This is a genomic window from Paenibacillus sp. FSL R10-2782, assembly GCF_038592985.1.
GTDB lineage: Bacteria > Bacillota > Bacilli > Paenibacillales > Paenibacillaceae > Paenibacillus > Paenibacillus terrae_C.
This window is the reverse complement of sequence record NZ_CP151951.1, coordinates 4,397,694-4,417,567: the sequence shown is the minus strand read 5'-3', so window position 1 is coordinate 4,417,567 and position 19,874 is coordinate 4,397,694. Positions and strand designations below refer to the sequence as shown.

Sequence of the window (19,874 nt, the reverse complement as noted above, 5' to 3'; positions counted from 1 at the left end):
AGGGTGATAGCCGTAGGTCTGTATGCACCCCCGACTTAGGTCTAGGTTCAAAAACCGTCTGGGGTCCGTTTTGGCGAACTCCGGATCAGCGTACAATAAGGACATAAGCAAGACACAGTGAAAGGCGGTGAGAGATGATGAGAGTTAACAAAGGCAATGGGTTGGCTATTGTACTGATTGTATTGGGTTCGATTATGCTGCTCGGTAAGTTTACTCCATTTTTCGGTTACTTTGTAGGACACTTGATCGGTTACTTAATCCCGATAGCGATGATCATGCTAGGTTACTACGGTGTGAAAAGAGGAAATGTGGTCTTCGGATGGATCGTGCTTGTAATCGGGGTACTGGTTTTACTCGGCAAGCTGTCATGGCTTTTGGGACCGCTGCTGGCAATTGGATTAATCATATTCGGTGTTTCAATGCTGAGTGACCGCAGAAGACGTTACTGAGATGGATGGATTCGCGGGTAATGTGGATTACAGAAACGAAGTATGAAGATATGAAAATACGAAATGTGAAAGGAGCAGACGCAAATGAGTGTGTTTCGTAGAATGCGTGATATTACCGTAGCGACCTTCAATGAGCATTTGGAACAAAGTCAAGAACCGATACAACTGATTGACCAGTTCTTGTATAACACCCGTGAGGATATTGCCGAAGCAGAAAAGCTTCATCAGCAATACGCAGTGCATACAAGACAGATGAAGCAACAGTTGGATCACGCAGTGTCTATGCAGATTAAACGGGAGGAACAGGCGCTGCTGGCTTTAAAGGCTGATGAAGAACACATTGCAAAGCTGGCCCTTCAGGAAAAAATGCTGTATGCAGAAAAAGAAGAGCAGTATAGAGAGCTGTGGGAGCAGAGCCGTGAATCGCTACGGGAATTGGAGCATCAGCTTGATACCTTAAAAACGGAATATCAAACGGTAAACAGTAAGCGCCAGTATTATGCAGCACGTGTACAAACGTTGAGACTCCAGCAGCAGATGAACGAACGGGCAGGTACATACGGTGGACGGAATGTTCCCCGAATGTTCAACCGCTTGGAAGATCGGGTAGCCGATATGGAAGCAGAAACGTTGAGCTTGCGTGATTTGCGGCGGGGAGAAGGCGGCCACACGGAGGATGCCCATGGCGGCGGATCGCTGCTCGAACAAGAGTGGGCGAGACTGAAGAGCAAGCTGAACAACAGCGGGAAGGAGTAAGTGATTATGACCCGAATTTACCGATCAAACCGGGATAGAGTATTAACAGGGGTATGCGGCGGTCTTTCTGACGCAACAGGGATGGACTCAACTTGGATTCGTATTCTGGTTATACTCAGTTTCTTTTTTACAGCAGGAACCACGTTTATGATTTATGTGATTGCGGCGCTGGTTATCTCCAAGGAGCCGAGATCCCCTTATGATGGAGGATTTGGTCCCAACAGCGGGCCTTACAATCAACAAGATTCACGCTATTATGGCGGGAACAGCACTGGTTCACAGTATGGACCGGGAACTGGTTACAATCAGGGCGGAGCATACGGTAATCCGAGCCAATCTTTTGGTCAAGATGCCCGTCATTCATCCAAATTTAATACAGGTCCTAACAGTGATCTGGATTCCATGATGGAAGATATCGAGAAAAAAGCAATGAAAAAAGAGTTGGCAGAGTTACGCAAAAAAGTAGAGCAATTCGAGAAGGGAGATCGTAAATAATGGGAATCTTTAAAAGAATGAAGGATATGACAAGAGCATCGGTGAATGAAGTGCTGGATAAAGTGGAAGACCCGGTTATTATGCTGAACCAATATCTGCGCGATATGGAGGCGGAAATTCACGAGGCAGAAGTAACGGTTGCCAAGCAAATGGCAAATGAACGTCGCATGAAACAGCGCTTGGAGGAAGCAGTAAGAGTATCTAATGAGCGTGAACAACAAGCAGAATCCGCGTTGCGGAACGGTCAGGAGGAAGTAGCGCGCAAGCTGCTAGGTGAAAAGGTCTATTTTACACAAAAACAAGATGAATATCGCGACCTGCATACGCAAGCCGAGCTTCAAGCCAAAGAATTGGTGCAACAGCTTCACGACATGAAGGATGAGTTCTACAAAATGCGCAACAAGCGTAATGAGCTGGTATCCCGTGCACAAATGGCGAAAGCGAAAAAGCAATTGTCGCAGATCAACAGTTTGCACACGATTGAAAGCGGATCTGCTTCGATGGGCTTCCACCGGATGGAAGAAAAAATTATGCAATTGGAAGCGGAAGCCGACGTGCTGCGTGCCCCTTACCGTCAAGCTCCGGGGGAAGCTTATATCAACCCGGCTGAGGCTGAAAAGCAGTTCAAAGTGGATGAGCAGCTTCAACAGCTCAAATCCAAAATTCAAACGGGTGCTAAACCAGTAGATATAAAGAAGGACTGACTACTCGAAAATAAGACATTATGATATGCTGTATGGAATGGACACTGGTCAATTATAGTGCTCAATCTGTATGGTTCGGAAAAGCCATATGGCGGAATGTCGCGCCACTATGGCTTTTCCTTCCTGTATAAATAAAGGGGGTGCAGCATGGAGAAAAGGAAATCAGTCTTGGCACTGGCAGTTATCGCAATCGGGATTATCATTTTATTCGGTCAGTGGATTGGCTTCCTCTCCGTGGTTGCACTGATCCTGATGTTGGCCGGAATATATAAGATTCGTAATTCCAAAATCAAAAAAGGCTATAGAATGCTCGCAATCGGGGCAGGGCTACTCGTGCTTGATCATTTATTCCTTTTTGTGCTAGTAACCATAGGGTCGCTAGCTGTATTTTATTCACGTTCAAGAAAGCTTCATAAGGGTCAAAGCTCGCTATTCAAGCACAATTTTATATCCAATCATAAATGGGACGAAGTGCCGTGGAGCTTGCGCAGCACAAGTATATGGCATGTGGTTGGGGATGTGGATGCTGATTTAACGTTGGCACTTCCCGAAGAACGTGAACCCGTTATATTTTTGCAGGGGATCTTCGGTGATATTGACATCACGCTACCGGATAATTACGGTGTAGAGGTGGAAATGTTCGTGTTGTTTGGGCAGATTCAATTTGACCGTGACCATGAGGCGGGTATGCTCAATCGTCTGGTTTGGAAGTCACCCAATTATGCGCAGAGTGAATATAAAGTGAAGTTTGTCATTTCGTATTTGGCGGGCGATGTACGCGTCCGATTTTATTGATCAGGAGGAGCCCGGATGAATCATAAAAAAACGTCCAACATGGTAACCCGCAGTATGGGTGAAGGTATCCTCCTGTGTGTTGTTGTGGGCGTAGTTGTTTTTTATATGCTGTATACATATGGATATGTGAAGTCGTTCCCAACCTGGGGAATGATATTGAAATTTGTGGGAGCCGTCGTCATGGTACTGATTGGCACTGGGGCAATATACGGTTTTTATGAGAGCTACCGCTTCAAAAGCAGGCTGGAAAAGCTGCGAGAGACGCTGCTGATGTGGGAAAAGGGAACCCCTGCTCGGGAGCTGCCGCCACTGGGTCATGATGAGTTGGGCAGGCTGGGCGAGCAACTGGAGCGAATCGGGCGCAAATGGCAGGAGCAGGTTACTTCTTTGCAACGCTTGTCCACCAACAATGCACAGCTGGCAGAGCAGGCCAGAGTGACTGCGATTGTCGAGGAAAGGCAGCGATTGGCGAGGGAGCTACATGATGCAGTGTCGCAGCAATTGTTCGCCATTTCGATGACGGCGACGGCTGTAGGGAGGACGCTGGATAAGGATTTTGATAAGGCGCAGCGTCAGGTTGCATTGATTGAAGAAATGTCCTCGGTGGCGCAATCCGAAATGAGGGCGTTGCTGCTTCATTTACGACCTGTCTATCTGGAAGGCAAGCGGCTGGAACAGGGATTGCGTGATTTGATACAGGAATTGCAGGCCAAGGTCCCCATGGAGATTGATTTTGAAATGGAGAGCGGAGTACAGTTGGTTAAAGGCATCGAGAATCATTTGTTTCGCATCGTTCAGGAAGCGATGTCCAACACGCTGCGTCATGCCAAAGCAAGTCGTATGGAGATTCGTATCGTGCAACGCCCGGATTCCGTTCGGTTAACGATTAGGGATAACGGAATTGGATTCGAGCTGGATGAGAAAAAGCAGACTTCGTATGGATTGTCCACGATGCAGGAGCGGGTCAGCGAGATTGGGGGAGCTATCCAGTATATAACGGCTCCGGGGAAAGGAACACGAATTGAGGTATCGGTGCCGGTTATAAATGATGAAGGCGGAAGGAACGATGATCATGGAAACGGAATTGCCGATTAGCGTACTGTTGGTAGACGACCATGAAATGGTGCGGATTGGTCTGGCGGCGGTGCTGGGCACGGAAGAAGGCATTGAAGTGGTAGGCGAGGCCGGGAGCGGAGAAGAAGGCATACGACTGGCTACGGAATACAAGCCGGACGTGATTTTAATGGATCTGGTTATGGACGGCATGGATGGAATCGAGACGACTCGCCAAGTGACACGCCTGCTTCCAGAGACGAAGGTCATCGTACTGACGAGTTATTTGGACGATGAGAAAATGTATCCAGTTATTGAAGCGGGCGCGTTCAGCTATCTGCTCAAAACCTCCCGCGCATCCGAGGTTGCGGATGCGATCCGTGCAGCGGCACGCGGACAATCCGTGCTGGAATCACAGGTTGCTTCCAAGATGATGAACCGATTTCGCCAGCCACAGGCTGAAGCGCCTGCGCATGCGGAACTGACGGATCGTGAAATGGAAGTGCTTCGGCTGTTAGCACAAGGTAAATCCAATCAGGATATTGCGGATGAGTTGATCATAGGGATTAAGACAGTGAAATTCCATGTCACCAATCTTCTCGCCAAGCTGGGAGTGGAGGACCGCACACAGGCGGCAATCTATGCCTACAAAAACGGATTAGCAGAGTAACGCGCAAAACGGACTGATACTATGAGATACAACAGAATGGTGCCATTTTGAATACAACGAACCGGAGACTTGTGGTAGCTCTCCGGTTTTTTTCGAACCTTAAAACGGTATTTAAATAAGTAGGAACAAAAAGGCGATTAAAGCCAAATCAAGCGCAAGTCCGGCCCCGTATCCATATCTGCCGCCATAGCCCAGTCCACCATTTCCAGCAAATCTACCTGTGTCATAGGGAGCTAGCGACTCCCGGGGACGTTTGATTGAGCTGCTTATTTTGGCAGAGGAGCGTGCTTTGTTTTTAGAGTTTCGTTTTTGCTTTTTGGAGGATATCTTCTTGGCTTCTTGTTTTCCCTTGTTATTAAAGTTTTCGGCATAGAGACTGTTAGAAAAGGGGGATGGATACCCGTTCAGCATTAGCTTGCCTTTGCCACACCCGCTGAGAATACCAACATGGCGTGTACCGTCATGAAGAACAGCACAGACCAGACGTCCACCGTGAGGTGCCACATTAGCTTCATTTACAGGATATATGGGAAACATGATTTCACCTCTTTCTGAAAAAGATACGTTGTGATCATAGTCTATTCTCACGGTGCCTATCATGTATGGTCGAACACCCAACAGGTGAACGAATATTTTTAAAAGATGTGCTTTTGCTTCTTGCATGTATAAAACCTCTTGCAACGGGAAAGCTATTGATAGATTGATAGAATCCAAGCCAGCCGAAATAAACATCCAGAATGTGCCTGCAGGAATCGGATGCTTGTGGAGCGGGAGGAAACATGATGTTAAAAGCAAAGGTCATCCAAAAAGGGATTGTCGCTATCGCGGTATTCGGAACGTTGCTGTTACTGGTAGGCTGGCGTTACGGGGCGCTTCAAGCGACTGGATATGATTCCCTTAAGCCAGAAACAGACTTGCGCTCTGTATTGGCCGTCTCGGATCAGGCTCCTGGTACACTGGATAAGCTGGTTGTGAAATGGCAAGGTGATTGGACTTCTTACGGTGATGATCCGGCTGCCATGGCGGCCCGGATAGCCGATCAACTGAATATTCCCGCCGTAAGCAAGGTTGAGGAAAATGGACATACGGTGTATCGGTCTGTTGGCAGAAGCGGAGAGCTGAAAATCCGCTTAAACGTGATGGAGCAGCTAGCTGGTCAATGGTATACGGTCGTTCAACTGGAGAGTAGCAATGCAGGACGTGAGCAGTTAATCCGGCTGCATGAGCTTTGTGCTGAACAATTGGCGGCTGTGGGAGTACAAGCAGTATGGAATACGTCTATTCAGCATTCGCTGAAATCAAATGAGCCCGTGGACCAACTGATGAAGCTGACAGAGACACGTTTAACAGGAAGCTTGTCCATGAAGGCAAAAGAAAGATATACAGACGCGACGACGGTGGCTGTATCCTATGAAGCACCGAAGCTGCCCCTGGCAGTTCAAAGTGGTGAGCATCAGGTACATATGCAGATGGCTGTGCATGAAGATGAGGAGCATCAGGATACTCGTATTACGATCGGTTTTCCGCTGATTACGATAGAATACTGACTTATAAGGTAAATTTATGATTCATCGGATAGCTTATCCATGCTGAATATGCTAAAATGTCATCAAATCTTCAGTTCCATGTTTGTCGAAAATCAAGTATGATCTTGTATAAATATACACAATACTACATGCAGATTTCGAGGGTTGTGGAAGCGGAATCTTGTCATGGGAAGAATGAGGTACTTCATGGCTGACATAACTAATAATGAATCTGTTGTGGCGCAAGGCGCTGTGTTATTTATTTTTGGTGCTACGGGCGATTTGGCCCGCCGCAAGCTTTTTCCTGCGATCTACAGCTTGTACCGCGAAGGGAAGCTTGGTGAAGATTTTGCCGTTATTGGCGTAGCGAGACGCCCTCGCACAGAGGAAGAATTCCGTAATGACCTATACACTTCGATACAGGAGTTTAGCCGTTACAAGGCAGAGAACGATCAAGAATGGCAGGCATTTGCCGAGCATTTTGAATATAAATCACTGGATATCAACAATGTCGAAGGGTTTCATGAACTCAGACAGCAGACAGAGATCATAGAGACGAAATTCAGTATTCCGGGGAACCGTTTGTTCTATTTGGCTTTGGCCCCTGAACTGTTTGGAAGCGTATCGAAGAGCCTCAAAGAAGGCGGGATGATGGACGGCAAGGGCTGGAATCGTCTTGTCATTGAGAAGCCGTTCGGTTATAACCTGGAATCTGCGCAAGAGCTGAATGTTGAAATACGCGAAGTATTTGAAGAGGAAGAAATTTATCGGATTGACCACTATCTTGGTAAGGAAATGGTGCAAAATATCGAAGTGATCCGCTTCGCAAACGCCTTCTTTGAGCCGCTATGGAATAACAAGCATATTTCCAATGTGCAAATTACGCTTAGTGAAACCGTGGGCGTAGAGGAACGCGGAGGTTATTACGATCATTCCGGCGCTCTGCGGGATATGGGACAAAACCACATGCTGCAAATGCTGACGATGATTGCAATGGAACCACCGAGTCGATTGCTCCCTGAGGATATCCGTGATGAAAAGGTAAAAGTGCTGCGTTCGCTGCGTCCTTTTGAATCCGCAGAGGATGTGCTGACTAATGTGGTACGCGGTCAATACACAGAGGGAAGCTATCGCGGTCAGCATTTGCCGGGGTATCGTGAAGAGGACAAGGTTGATCCACAGTCGAGCACAGAGACTTATTTTGCTTCACGCGTATTTGTGGATAATTTCCGTTGGGCAGGGGTTCCTTTCTACATTCGTACCGGCAAACGTCTTCCTGTAAAGACAACCGAAATCGTTGTGGAATTTAAGAGTATGCCTACGAACGTATATCTGGGTCAAAAGCATAAGCTGGAACCGAACTTGCTCGTGATCCGGGTGAATCCGATGGAGGGTATTTACATCAAGATTAATGCCAAGAAGCCGGGTTCGGAATCGGATATTGAGCCGCTGGCTATGGATTTCTGCCAAAGCTGTATGGTCGGCATCAACTCACCGGAGGCTTATGAACGGTTGTTGATGGACGCGATTGAGGGGGACTCTACGTACTTTACGCGTTGGGATGAGGTTGCGACAGCATGGAGATTCGTGGATCGGATCGCCAAAGCATGGCAACAAGCCCCTGATACGCTGGAAACCTATGCTGCAGGCTCATGGGGACCGGAAGGCGCTCATAAGCTGCTGGAGCAAGATGGCTTCAAATGGTGGCCGGTCAGCGGCCAGGATGAAGACAATGTCATCTGGCGGGTAGGCGGTACTCAGTAATCCTGATAATTGTTCAGCATCCCCCTACGTCCTGTTCAGGATGTAAGGGGATGCTTTGCGTTCGGAGTATGCTATAATAACTTAGTCTCAGGTTTTCAGTTTGCAACTGATTATACGTTAAAGGCAGGCTAAAACATGTAAATAGATCGTATTTATAATGAATATGGTAACGGAGTACGCCGAATACTGGATCTAACGGTAATGAAACCGCTAGCACCGATGAATTTACGTTAATAGGCGTGCATCATGGCCTTTTTATGAATAGCTTGAGCAGGAACGCAATGGATTTGATCATGAAGGGATATGTGAAATGAGTAAAACACTGGATATTCTTCAACAGGAAGTCGACAAACGGCGCACGTTTGCGATTATTTCTCACCCGGATGCGGGGAAAACGACACTGACGGAGAAGCTGCTGCTGTTCGGGGGCGCGATTCGTCTTGCCGGTTCAGTTAAAGCGCGTAAGGCAAGCAAGCACGCCACGAGTGACTGGATGGAAATTGAAAAGCAGCGGGGGATTTCGGTCACATCCTCCGTTATGCAATTTGATTACAATGGGCACCGTATTAATATTCTGGACACCCCAGGTCACCAGGATTTTAGCGAAGACACTTATCGTACATTAACAGCAGCGGATAGCGCAGTCATGCTGATTGATGTAGCCAAAGGTGTGGAAGCGCAAACGATTAAGCTGTTTCAGGTTTGTGCCAAGCGTGGCATTCCGATTTTTACCTTCATTAACAAGCTGGACCGTGAGGGACGCAGTCCTTTTGATCTGATGGAGGAGCTGGAGCAGGTGCTCGGCATCCGTTCGGTGCCTATGAACTGGCCAATTGGTACAGGACGTGAGCTGTGCGGTGTCTATGACCGTGTCAAAAATCAGGTCGAGCTGTTTCAGGGAGATGACCATTCCACGATCAAGGTACAAAAAGTGGAGGATTACAATGATCCAATCATTCGCGAAATGGCGGGTGAATATTTGCATGACCAATTATGTCAGGATCTGGAGTTACTCGATGTTGCGGGCGACCCTTTTGACATGGAGAAAGTACAGCGCGGGGAATTAACGCCTGTATTCTTCGGTAGTGCGATTAATAACTTTGGAGTTCAAACGTTTTTGGAAAACTTTCTTCAGCTTGCTCCCAAGCCGGAGCCACGTCGCAGTACAGCGGGGGAAATCGAGCCGACGAACGAGAAATTTACTGGCTATGTATTTAAAATTCAAGCAAACATGAACCCGGCTCACCGTGACCGCATCGCATTCCTGCGTATTGTGTCTGGTAAGTTCCAACGGGGGATGAGTGTTAAGCATGTACGGATGGGCAAGGAGATTAAGTTGTCCCAACCACAGCAGTTTCTCGCGCAGGACCGCGATATTGTCGAGGAAGCTTTCCCGGGCGATATTATCGGCTTGTTTGATCCGGGTATTTTCCGTATTGGGGATTCACTTAGTCAAGGAGGAGAGGTTGTATTTGATGAGTTGCCGACCTTCTCGCCTGAGATTTTTGCCAAGGTAACGGTGAAGAATGCCTTGAAGCACAAGCAATATCTAAAGGGTATTGATCAGTTGACCGAGGAAGGTATGATCCAGGTATTCCGTACGGTAAGCTTTGACGATACGCTGCTGGGCGTTGTCGGTCAACTGCAATTTGAAGTATTTGAGTACCGCATGAAGGGTGAATATGGAGTTGATGTACAGCTTCAGCGTATGCCATTCCAATTTGCACGCTGGATTGTGGATGATCAGATTGATCCAAGCAAATTCCGTATTAACTCTACGTTGGTGAAGGACAAGAAGGGCAATTATGTTGCCTTGTTCGAAAATGAGTATGCGATGCGGACCGCTATAGAGAAAAATCCTACAGCCAAGTTTTTGGAGATGGCTCCATAAGGATTTGGATTTGATAAGCAGGACGGGAATGAAAACTGTTATTTGATCTGTACAACGAATAGTCCACTCGGTGTTACGGCGAGTGGACTATTCTCGTATACGGGCAGTAGGATGAAGCAGGGATGAACAAAAGTTTGGAAATAAGACTCAGGTTAGCGGGACGGGCTTGATTTTATCAAGCTGCTCATGTGCCAGGTGGACAAACTCTTGTTGCTGGGTCTGGTTCATGTGCTTCCATGCCACCTCAAGAATGACACCCAATCCGGGCAAAGCGGCTTCTGGTCCATCTACTGACCCGATAATCATATCGGTAAGATCAGCTTCTGATTTGCCGTGAACTTTGTGAACAATGGCTTGTCGTAAATCCAGTGTAATGGGCATGTGTACCTCCCGTATTTGTAATTGTTGTCGGGTGTATTATGGCTTGGGCTGCTGCCCGGTATACATGAAGAAGCAATTGGCATAAGTATGCCAAATTTATGTTTTTGGCGGGTTATGCTATACTATGACGGACAGTATGGTGATCGGGAGGTAAGGAAGGAATGGCTAAGAAGCAGTATGCGGTAATTGGCATGGGGCGTTTCGGCTCCAGTGTTGCCACTGCATTGAGCGAAATGGGCTTTGATGTGCTGGCGATTGATTCGGACGAACAGCGCACACAGGAAATGTCGAATATTGTGACCCACGCGGTATCTGCCGATTCAACGGATGAGGAAGCGCTGCGAGCGCTCGGTATTCGCAATTTTGATGTCATCGTGGTGGCGATTGGCGAAGATATACAGGCAAGTATATTGACGACATTAATCCTCAAGGATATGGGGGTGCCAGCTCTGATCGTAAAAGCGCAAAATGAATTACACGGGAAAGTGCTGCAAAAGATAGGCGCGGATAAGGTGGTTTATCCTGAGCGGGACATGGGGCTGCGAGTAGCCCATCATTTGACGTCCCCGAATATTCTGGATTATATCGAGCTGTCCAAGGATTATAGTATTTTGGAGATCAAAGCCGCAGATTCCATGGTAGGAAAAAATCTGAAGGAACTTGATATACGCGCTCGTTTTGGCTGTAATGTGATGGCGATTCGCCGAGATCAGGAAATGAATATCTCCCCTTATGCTGAAGATCGGCTGGAGACGGGGGATGTACTTGTTATTGTAGGCCACAAGGATGATTTAACCAAGCTAGAGCTGGCTTTTGCAGTGTGATGATAAATCATTTATTTATAAAGGAACGGACGGATAACGAATGGAAATCATTTCACCGAACAATACACGTGTAAAGGAATGGGCACAACTGCTGGAAAAAAAGCATCGCACCCGGCAGCATAAATATATCGTCGAGGGCATTCATCTGGTGCAGGAAGCATTGCGTTCGAACGCGGTTGTCGAAAGCGTTGCCTATGATTTGGACAAGGGCATTCCTGCCGAGCTGAATGGCGTGGACCAAGCAGACCAGCCGGTGGAATGGGTTCCCGTGTCGGCGGCGGTCATTGCCAAATGCACCGATACAAAGACACCGCAGTCCGTCTTTGCTATCGTGCACAAGGAGGAGCGCGACGCATTCCCGGCGTTGCTGGAGCAGGCGGATGCGCTGGTGATGGTGCTGGACGGGGTACAGGACCCCGGCAATGTGGGCACCATCATCCGTAGTGCGGACGCCGCCGGAGCCGCAGGCGTCATTCTGGGTCATGGCTGCGCCGACCTGTACAACCCGAAGACGATCCGCTCTACGATGGGATCGCTTTTTCACCTGCCCGTGATTGAGGGCAGTTTGGAGGAGCTTTTGCCACAGGCCAAAAGCAAAGGTGCCCGACTGATCAGCACTTCGCTGGACGCAAGTCTGTCATGCTATGCCGTTAATTTGCGTGTTTCCGCTTGGCTCGTCATTGGGAACGAGGGACAGGGTATTTCTGCATCCACCGCACGTATGGTTGATGAATCGGTGTTCATTCCGATGCAGGGACAGGCGGAATCGCTGAACGCAGCGATGGCCTCCACGGTGCTGCTGTTTGAGGCAATGAGGCAGCGAAATTATAAAATTCACAAAGATTAAAACCTAATCAACAGGCGATCAATCGTTTCCATCGGTTGCTTAATGATTCGCTTCATAAACTGGCTGACTTGAAGCTTAATCTTATAAACGTAGTGGATCGCTCCAAACAACTTGGCGCCTTCATGTATGCCGTACGTTGGCACTTGGCGTTGCTTTTCGCGTGGAAACCAGTTGTATCGAAGCGCTTGATAGGAACGAATCATGGATTCGTCTTCAAACAGCAGATGGTTGATCTCTTCAGCTTCCACCTGCTTCTTGAGCTGTGTATGGTGTGCTTGACTGGGGCAAGAGTTTGCCTGTTATGCGAACCTGAAAGCTACGCATGACGTACAGGTCTATTTTGCTGATCCCTTACCCTTCCTGGCAACGCGGATCAAATGAAAATGCCAATGGCTACTTCGAGAGTTCATTCCCAAGGGTACAGATTTCGCACAATTCACAGATGAAGCATTGGAGCGTTCCCTGGATTTAATCAACCATCGTCCACGAAAATGCTTGGGTTGGAAAACTGCTCACGAATCGTTTACAGAGGAACTGTCGCACTTGTTTTGACAATCCATCAATAAAAAACGTACCATTACTTAACAGCAGAGAAGTATGCAAAGGAACCTTCAACACCACTATAAAAGTGGAACTGGAGGTTCCTTTTTATCAGTCTGGCTTTACTATTAAAGCGGACAAGGATTGAGAGGAAAACGTATAAGAACGTGACATTTCCGGTGTAGATGTTATATAGATGGGGGCGTTCTCAATCTTTTTTATATAAAAGTATTGAAAACATTGACATGAATTGCGTTCCAACATTAGGAATGAATATTCATTCCTAATTGATTTGGAAATTGAATTTCAATATATGGTTTTTTAGGTTTAAAATCTAAAATTTATCAAGTTGTGTCCCAAAATTGTAAGCGCTACAATTAGAGATGGGAATAAACAATTAGTTTGGAATCACAATCCAAAGGAGGGTAATGATGTTTTTTATATGGGAGGAACTCAGGAAGCGGGGCCCTACATATTTTTAGCCTCTTCGCTACTCGAAATGGGTAAATAGACTGCGATTTTATGGAGAATAATGGTCAAGTAGATCCGTGAATGGGAGGCTTTCTTTTGAAAAAGCTAGGGATGGTATGTAAAATCGTTCTAATTCTTGCTTTCTTATTGCCAGTAACACCGGTTTTTCAACAACGTATTGATGCATGGACAGGTATGCCTATGGGCAAACTCCATGTCAAGGGCAATCAATTGGTGAATAACAGCGGACAACCTGTTGTTTTGAGCGGTTGGCATCAGCCGTCGGGTGCATACTGGACTTATCAAAACAGTAATTATTATCTTAAATTGAATGGTAACAATCGTCATGCGGCGACTTTGGCGTATTTGAAGGATATCACCGACACCTTTACAGACACCAGACCGAAGTATGGAAGCAGCCACGGCTGGAATATGAATCAGATTCGATTGTTTATTGACCGTGAAGATATGGGAGATGTGGCCGCAGGGTCATACAACTTCGCCGGTTTACAGGCAGCTACGCAAAATGTTATTATTCCGTATATCAATTATGCAAAAACAAAGGGCATTTATGTTACCATTGGTCTTGATTTTACTCTGGCTAACGACGAGGCTACAACACAATCCAATTTGGACAAATTCAATCAAATCTGGGGTTATCTTGCCTCACAGTCGGCTATCAAAAGCGCGGATAACGTCATGTTCGAACTGATCAATGAACCAATTAAGTCGTATGCGAACGGACATTGGGGAGGCTATGCCGGCGAGAATGATTTTCTTGACCATTGGAATGACCTGAGAAGATTTCAAAACTCTATCATTTCCACGATTCGAAGCAAAGGTGCGGATAATGTCATCTGGGCTGCAGGGCTTGGATACAACCAATTTTACAGCCTGACGGCAAAACATCCGCTGACAGATCCCTTGAACAATTACGGCTATGCTGTTCACTGGTATCCAGGCTACGGAGCTTATGACAACAAAGACATTCTGCAATCACAATGGAATTCCAACATTAAGGCGGCAGCTCAAGCCTATCCGATAAATATGACAGAATTCACCTGGTTTAAAACACAGCCCGGTGATTCAGAGTACTGGAATTTGTTTAACGGCTCCAATGACGGATTTGGGAAAAACACTAAGTCCATTTTTACAGCAGCCGGAAATGTCAGCATGACCGCACACATGAATGGCTTTCTGCTGGAGCCTGGAACAAGGAGCTCGTTCGCGGACCCAACTGCTGGGTTAAAATGGGATGGCAATGCTAGCCGTCAGGCAATGGCCCGCTTCTTGTTCGATTGGTATTATGAGCGTGCACAGGCTTATCCGAGAGCTACGCTACAGAACAGTGAATCAGCAACGGCTGATGCCCCAACTGATACATCCATTGATGAAACGACTGATATACCCACTGATGAAACGACTGATGCCCCAACTGAGGCACCTACTAATGCACTATCGGAATGATATTAAAATAACCTCAGCTATTGACAGCCTGTCCAATTGGATAGGCTGTCGCATTAGTATAAATCTTAGTATGGCGTTCTTTCCATACGAAAGAGACTAATTTTATCATTTGGAGCAATAAGTGGGGCAGTGACCCACAGGAGGTTTATCTCTGTTCTGCAAAACAACGGAAGATAAATTTCCTGAATTGCTGACCCGCATCAGAGATGTACCGTCCTTTAATCCAGTTCAATCCCATGGTTCCTTCGCATTTTGGGTTTGTGATACGAAGATAATGCACCGAAGGCAACGTAATAAATTTGACAGGTTCCCAAATCTTTGTTAGAGTTTCATCAAATACGTATAACCTTTTCATGGGATGTTACCGTTAGGGCATAACCTGAACCGGCTTGTTTACACTACGCGTGTATCTGGGCCAGTTTGGGTTTTTTTATTTCATTTAACCCTTTCGGCTTTCCCCATCACACATTTGGAAGGAGAACGTTTATGTCCAGCTTTGTTTTTCCGAAAGACTTTTTATGGGGTGGTGCTCTTGCTGCCAATCAGGCCGAGGGTGCCTATCTGGAAGACGGCAAAGGATTGAGTCTGGTGGATTTGTTGCCGTCTGGAGAGAAGAGAAGAAATATCATGAAGGGGAATGTTCCCTCGCTCACTCCACTCGAAGGCGAATTTTATCCTTCCCACGAAGCGATTGATTTTTACCATCGCTATCGCGAGGATATTGCGTTATTTGCGGAAATGGGTTTTAAGGCGCTACGTGTTTCCATTGCATGGGCTCGTATTTTTCCAACGGGAGAAGACGCCACGCCGAATGAAGCCGGGCTACAATTTTACGATGATCTGTTCGACGAATTGCTTAAACATGGCATCCAGCCAGTGGTTACCCTCGCTCATTTTGATGTACCGGTAAATCTGATTGATAAATATGGAAGCTGGCGAAGCCGAAAACTGGTAGCTTTATTTGAAACATATGCCAAAACAGTATTCGCCCGTTATAAGGATAAAGTGAAATACTGGATGACGTTCAACGAAATTAACATGCTGCTCCATTTGCCGTTTATTGGAGCCGGGCTTGTTTTCCAGGAAGGTGAAAACGTCAAACAAATTCAGTACCAGGCTGCACATCACCAGCTTGTTGCAAGTGCACTGGCTGTAAAAGCGTGCCACGAGATCATTCCAGATGCCAAAATTGGCTGTATGCTGGCTGCCGGCAGCTTCTATCCGTATACGTGCAATCCCGAAGATGTTTATCAAGGAATGGAAAAAGACCGCGAGTCCTACTTCTTCATCGACGTGCAGTCACGCGGTGAATATCCAGGTTATGCGAAGCGCTTCTTCAAGGATCATGGACTCTCCATCGAGATGGAACCGGACGACGCGGATATTTTGAAGCATCATACCGTTGACTATATCGGATTCAGTTATTATTCTAGCCGGACGACCAGCACAGACCCAGAAGTTGTCAAAAACATGACGAGCGGCAATGTGTTTGGCTCCGTATCCAACCCGTATCTGGACAAGTCCGATTGGGGCTGGACGATTGATCCGAAGGGGTTCCGTATCACGGCAAACCAATTGCACGACCGCTACCAAAAGCCTCTGTTTGTGGTGGAAAACGGCTTTGGTGCCAACGACGTGGTTTCTCCTGAAGGAGAAGTCAACGACGATTACCGGATCGACTATTTGAAGCGGCATATTGCGGAAATGGGCGAGGCCCTTCAGGATGGGGTTGAGATTATCGGTTATACGAGTTGGGGTCCTATTGACATCGTCAGCGCTTCCTCTGGAGAGATGAAAAAACGCTACGGCTATATTTATGTGGATCGGGACAACGAAGGCAACGGCTCGCTGAACCGGATTAAAAAGAAAAGCTTCCACTGGTACAAAAACGTAATTCATTCTGATGGCGAGAATCTGGGCGAGTAAGAATCTCATAAGAAATAGATCGGACATCCCGATTGTAAAGGGGATTTCCGGTCTATGTTTCTTGATTGAAAGCGTTGACAATCTCTCGTCTTCGGGCTATACTTGACGCAATTCCATCATTTTTAGGATTGTTACTGCATAGGCAGGCAAAACCTAAGCCACCAATAAGCGGATTTTACAGTCTTGTTTATTTGTTGAGCTTCGGTTTTTTTGTTTGCCATAAACAGGATGGAACAGGAGTGGCTCTTGCTGGCATATGGGGGGATTTAGATGAAAATAGCAAAGGTCATCAACAACAATGTAATCAGCGTCTACCAGACGGACGGTACAGAACTCGTCGTGATGGGCCGCGGGGTTGCTTTTAAGAAGAAGCCCGGAGATAAAGTAGACGAAACCAGAATTCAGAAAGTATTTGCCCTGAAAAACAAGCAGACTTCCGACAACTTCAAAATGCTGTTGCGTGAGGTTCCGCTAGATCTGATTGTGATTGTGGAAGAGATCATTAATGATGCCAAGCACAATTTAAACAAAAAGCTGAACGAAAATATTTATGTTTCCTTGACTGACCACATCAATTTCGCCGTTGAAAGATACCAGGAAGGATTGGAGATCAAAAACGCGCTATTGTGGGAAGTCAAGCAGTTGTACAAAGAAGAATTTGCGATCGGTCTGAAAACGCTGGAACAAATTAAACAAAAACTCGATATTGAACTGCCTGTGGACGAAGCGGCTTTTATCGCGATTCACATCGTGAATGCCGAAATGAACGAGGAAGTTATCACCACAATGAGTATTACAAAATTTATGCAGCAAATTATTAATATAGCGAAATATCATTTTAAGGTCGATTTTGACGAGGACTCTCTGAGTTATTTCCGCTTTATTACTCATCTGAAATTTTTTGCCCAGCGTGTGTTTAAGGGGAATCACTACGAAAACAACTACGATCATTTGTATGACATGATCAAGGAAAAGCACAGAGACGCGGCTGCTTGCACGGAGAAAATCGGAGCTTTTGTGGAAAAAGAATACAACCACGAATTGACGAACGAAGAAAAGCTGTATCTGACTGTGCATATTGAGCGGGTGGTTAACAGATAAGCTGGACGTTTCCAGGAAACAGGATAGAGAATATATGACTAAATATTTTTATTGACAGATATGGTTGATTAATTATATTATGAGAACAACAGGAATTTAATAAGTTTTAACTGGGATTGTTACTGGTTATGCAGGCAAAACCTAAGTCATGAAAAATTGCGGGACAAAAAGCGCCCACCATTTTTCAAGGCTTAGGTTTTTTGTGCGCCTAAATACGTAAAATGCCCATTAGAACATGGAGGTGTCTAGCATGAGTTATGAAAAATTGGCTAAGGAAATCGTTCAGCTGGTAGGCGGTGAAAAAAATGTGGTATCACTCGTTCACTGCGCCACCCGCTTGCGTTTTGTGCTAAAGGACGAGGCGAAAGCGGACAAAGAAAAACTGGAAAAAACCGATGGGATCATCACGGTTAAGCAGAGCGGTGGTCAGTTCCAGGTCGTAGTCGGCAACAAAGTACCAGAGGTATATAATGCAATCGGCAAAGTATCCAACATTTTGAATGAAACTGGAAAAGAAGATCATCCAGCTAAGGGAAACAAAGGATTTGGCGCCGTAATCGACGTAATTTCCAGCATTTTTGCACCTTTGCTTGGAGTTATGGCGGGGTCCGGTATTCTGAAAGGTCTGCTGCTGATTGCGAGCAACCTCGGCTGGTTGCTACCGAAAGACACTACCTATATGATTTTGTATGCTGGGGCCGACAGCTTGTTTTATTTCCTTCCTCTCTTGTTGGCGGTTACAACGGCACGGAAATTCGGAGGTAATATCTTCGTTGCCCTGACCATTGCCGGAGGATTGCTTTACCCGTCCATCGTCACGTTGAAGACAGAAGGTACACCTACTGACTTTTTCGGTATTCCAATTGTCATGATGAGTTATTCGTCTACGGTTATTCCCATTATTATTGCTATCATTGTCATGAGCAAGCTGGAAAAATGGTGTAACCGGTTAATCCATGAAAGCGTCAAAAATTTTATTACGCCATTGATCCTGCTCGTGATTATGCTTCCTCTGACTTTGATCGTGTTTGGTCCATTCGGAGTCTATGTGGGCAACGGCATCGCAACTGGACTCATTGCCGCGTTCGGCTTCAGCCCGTTGTTGGCTGGCGCAATCATGGGTGCTTGCTGGCAACTACTCGTTATCTTCGGTGTCCATTGGGGCCTCGTACCTGTATTCATTAATAACATTGCTGTTAACGGCAAAGACGGAATCAAGCCTTCCGCTGCGGCTTCCATCTTCGCCCAAACCGGTGCTGCGTTTGGTGTTATGCTGAAAACAAAAAATAAAAAGCTGAAGACATTGGCGGGTTCCGCTACGCTTACCGCATTGTTCGGTATCACAGAACCAGCTGTCTATGGAGTCACGCTTCCATTGAAACGTCCGTTTATTGCAGGTATTATCGGCGGCGCGATCGGTGGTGCAATTATAGGCCAAGCAGGAACGCAAGCATTCGCTTCCGGCGCTCCGGGACTGTTGACCTTGCCTATCTTCTACGGCCCTGGCGGACAAGGCTTCCCGGGACTGATTTTAGGAATTTCGGTATCGTTTCTGGTTTCGGCCATTCTGACTTATATTTTAGGGTTTGAAGATCCGGTTGAAGCGGAAGAATCAATTGAAAGTTCGACTAAAGAACCAGTTCATGCAACAGATGTTTCTAACGAAGAGGTATTTAGTCCGATTGAAGGAACCGTTGTTGCCCTCTCGGAAGTTCCCGATCCTGCATTTGCGTCGGAAGCTATGGGTAAAGGTATCGCCATCGAACCGACATCGGGCAAGGTTGTAGCCCCTTTTGACGGGACGATTACTGTGGCGTTCAAGAAAAAACATGCACTTGCGATTGTTTCGCCCAAAGGTGCAGAAATTTTGATTCATGTCGGAGTAGATACAGTTAAGCTGGACGGTAAACATTTTACCTCCTATATCAAAGAAGGCGACCAGGTAAAAGCAGGAGACCTGCTTCTCGAATTTGACGTTGAGCAGATCAGGGCAGAAGGCTACCCTACGATTACACCGATTATCGTTACGAATTCTTCCGCTTACTCAGATATCCTTCCAACCGCCAAAGGACAGGTACAGATACATGACCCACTGTTACAGCTGTTCGGCGGTACGAACGAGAAAGAGTGAATTATCTGAATACGTCTGTTGAATAACCAGAATAAGTGATTTAGTGAGTTGAACAAGCCGCGCTTTTCGGGATTAGTAGGATA

At 46.5% G+C, this 19,874-nt stretch carries 18 protein-coding genes and 2 pseudogenes; 17 read left to right on the top strand and 3 right to left on the bottom strand.

Features of this window, described 5'->3' with window-relative positions:
* Positions 1 to 137: 137 nt before the first annotated feature.
* The 7 genes from NST83_RS20110 to NST83_RS20080 all read left to right on the top strand — a co-directional run bounded on the left by NST83_RS20110 (position 138) and on the right by NST83_RS20080 (position 4,922).
* A complete protein-coding gene (locus NST83_RS20110; RefSeq protein ID WP_137060197.1) occupies positions 138 to 449 on the top strand; it encodes a hypothetical protein in 312 nt (103 codons plus the stop codon).
* Positions 450 to 533: 84 nt separating this feature from the next.
* Complete coding sequence (locus NST83_RS20105) at positions 534 to 1,205, top strand: PspA/IM30 family protein (protein WP_342415421.1); 672 nt, start codon at positions 534 to 536, stop codon at positions 1,203 to 1,205.
* Between the two features lie 6 nt (positions 1,206 to 1,211).
* The gene (locus tag NST83_RS20100; RefSeq protein ID WP_137060195.1) at positions 1,212 to 1,700 is read left to right on the top strand and encodes a PspC domain-containing protein; all 489 of its coding nucleotides are present in this window, start codon (positions 1,212 to 1,214) and stop codon (positions 1,698 to 1,700) included.
* Entirely contained in the window at positions 1,700 to 2,404 is a 705-nt protein-coding gene (locus NST83_RS20095) for a PspA/IM30 family protein (RefSeq protein ID WP_342415420.1), read from the top strand. Before NST83_RS20100 ends, NST83_RS20095 begins: the two co-directional genes overlap by 1 nt.
* 147 nt (positions 2,405 to 2,551) lie before the next feature.
* The gene (gene liaF, locus NST83_RS20090; protein ID WP_137060193.1) at positions 2,552 to 3,199 is read left to right on the top strand and encodes a cell wall-active antibiotics response protein LiaF; all 648 of its coding nucleotides are present in this window, start codon (positions 2,552 to 2,554) and stop codon (positions 3,197 to 3,199) included.
* 15 nt (positions 3,200 to 3,214) lie between these two features.
* The gene (locus NST83_RS20085; RefSeq protein WP_137060192.1) at positions 3,215 to 4,294 is read left to right on the top strand and encodes a sensor histidine kinase; all 1,080 of its coding nucleotides are present in this window, start codon (positions 3,215 to 3,217) and stop codon (positions 4,292 to 4,294) included.
* On the top strand, positions 4,272 to 4,922 hold the full coding sequence (locus tag NST83_RS20080; protein WP_044648538.1) for a response regulator transcription factor: 651 nt from the start codon (positions 4,272 to 4,274) through the stop codon (positions 4,920 to 4,922). The genes NST83_RS20085 and NST83_RS20080 overlap by 23 nt, the downstream gene beginning before the upstream one ends.
* 111 nt (positions 4,923 to 5,033) lie before the next feature.
* Here NST83_RS20080 and NST83_RS20075 read toward each other — a convergent pair whose 3' ends face one another.
* A complete protein-coding gene (locus tag NST83_RS20075; RefSeq protein ID WP_342415419.1) occupies positions 5,034 to 5,585 on the bottom strand; it encodes a hypothetical protein in 552 nt (183 codons plus the stop codon).
* A 119-nt stretch (positions 5,586 to 5,704) separates the two neighbouring features.
* Here NST83_RS20075 and NST83_RS20070 point away from each other — a divergent pair, with 119 nt between their 5' ends.
* The 3 genes from NST83_RS20070 (at position 5,705) to NST83_RS20060 (ending at position 10,103) form a co-directional block, all read left to right on the top strand.
* Positions 5,705 to 6,469, top strand: a complete 765-nt coding sequence (locus NST83_RS20070) for a YwmB family TATA-box binding protein (protein ID WP_342418005.1) — start codon at positions 5,705 to 5,707, stop codon at positions 6,467 to 6,469.
* A 186-nt stretch (positions 6,470 to 6,655) separates the two neighbouring features.
* On the top strand, positions 6,656 to 8,212 hold the full coding sequence (gene zwf, locus NST83_RS20065) for a glucose-6-phosphate dehydrogenase (RefSeq protein WP_342415418.1): 1,557 nt from the start codon (positions 6,656 to 6,658) through the stop codon (positions 8,210 to 8,212).
* Between the two features lie 310 nt (positions 8,213 to 8,522).
* Positions 8,523 to 10,103 (top strand): peptide chain release factor 3, encoded by a 1,581-nt coding sequence (locus NST83_RS20060; protein WP_014277971.1) that lies wholly within the window; start codon positions 8,523 to 8,525, stop codon positions 10,101 to 10,103.
* A 147-nt stretch (positions 10,104 to 10,250) separates the two neighbouring features.
* Here the strand turns inward: NST83_RS20060 and NST83_RS20055 are convergent, their stop codons facing one another.
* Positions 10,251 to 10,484: a small acid-soluble spore protein SspI gene (locus tag NST83_RS20055; RefSeq protein WP_044648543.1), complete on the bottom strand. Its 234-nt coding sequence runs from the start codon at positions 10,482 to 10,484 to the stop codon at positions 10,251 to 10,253.
* Positions 10,485 to 10,642: 158 nt separating this feature from the next.
* On the opposite strand from NST83_RS20055, the pseudogene NST83_RS20050 reads away from it, so the two are divergent.
* Together NST83_RS20050 and NST83_RS20045 are read left to right on the top strand one after the other, a co-directional pair.
* Positions 10,643 to 11,308, top strand: a pseudogene (locus tag NST83_RS20050) (TrkA family potassium uptake protein); the annotation flags it as partial.
* 40 nt (positions 11,309 to 11,348) lie between these two features.
* Entirely contained in the window at positions 11,349 to 12,155 is an 807-nt protein-coding gene (locus NST83_RS20045) for an RNA methyltransferase (protein ID WP_342415417.1), read from the top strand.
* On the opposite strand, the gene NST83_RS20040 is transcribed toward NST83_RS20045, so the two are convergent.
* Positions 12,152 to 12,403, bottom strand: a complete 252-nt coding sequence (locus NST83_RS20040; RefSeq protein ID WP_342415416.1) for a hypothetical protein — start codon at positions 12,401 to 12,403, stop codon at positions 12,152 to 12,154. The genes NST83_RS20045 and NST83_RS20040 overlap by 4 nt on opposite strands.
* An 82-nt stretch (positions 12,404 to 12,485) precedes the next feature.
* Here NST83_RS20040 and NST83_RS20035 point away from each other — a divergent pair.
* The 5 genes and pseudogenes from NST83_RS20035 to NST83_RS20015 all read left to right on the top strand — a co-directional run.
* A pseudogene (locus NST83_RS20035) lies at positions 12,486 to 12,707 on the top strand (IS30 family transposase); the annotation flags it as partial.
* 555 nt (positions 12,708 to 13,262) lie between these two features.
* Positions 13,263 to 14,633 carry a cellulase family glycosylhydrolase gene (locus tag NST83_RS20030; protein ID WP_342415415.1) on the top strand — a complete coding sequence of 457 codons (1,371 nt, stop codon included), beginning with the start codon at positions 13,263 to 13,265 and terminating at the stop codon, positions 14,631 to 14,633.
* Positions 14,634 to 15,119: 486 nt separating this feature from the next.
* On the top strand, positions 15,120 to 16,559 hold the full coding sequence (locus NST83_RS20025) for a 6-phospho-beta-glucosidase (RefSeq protein ID WP_342415414.1): 1,440 nt from the start codon (positions 15,120 to 15,122) through the stop codon (positions 16,557 to 16,559).
* A 270-nt stretch (positions 16,560 to 16,829) separates the two neighbouring features.
* The gene (locus tag NST83_RS20020; RefSeq protein WP_137060184.1) at positions 16,830 to 17,660 is read left to right on the top strand and encodes a PRD domain-containing protein; all 831 of its coding nucleotides are present in this window, start codon (positions 16,830 to 16,832) and stop codon (positions 17,658 to 17,660) included.
* Positions 17,661 to 17,910: 250 nt separating this feature from the next.
* Entirely contained in the window at positions 17,911 to 19,791 is a 1,881-nt protein-coding gene (locus tag NST83_RS20015; RefSeq protein WP_342415413.1) for a beta-glucoside-specific PTS transporter subunit IIABC, read from the top strand.
* Positions 19,792 to 19,874 lie beyond the last annotated feature (83 nt).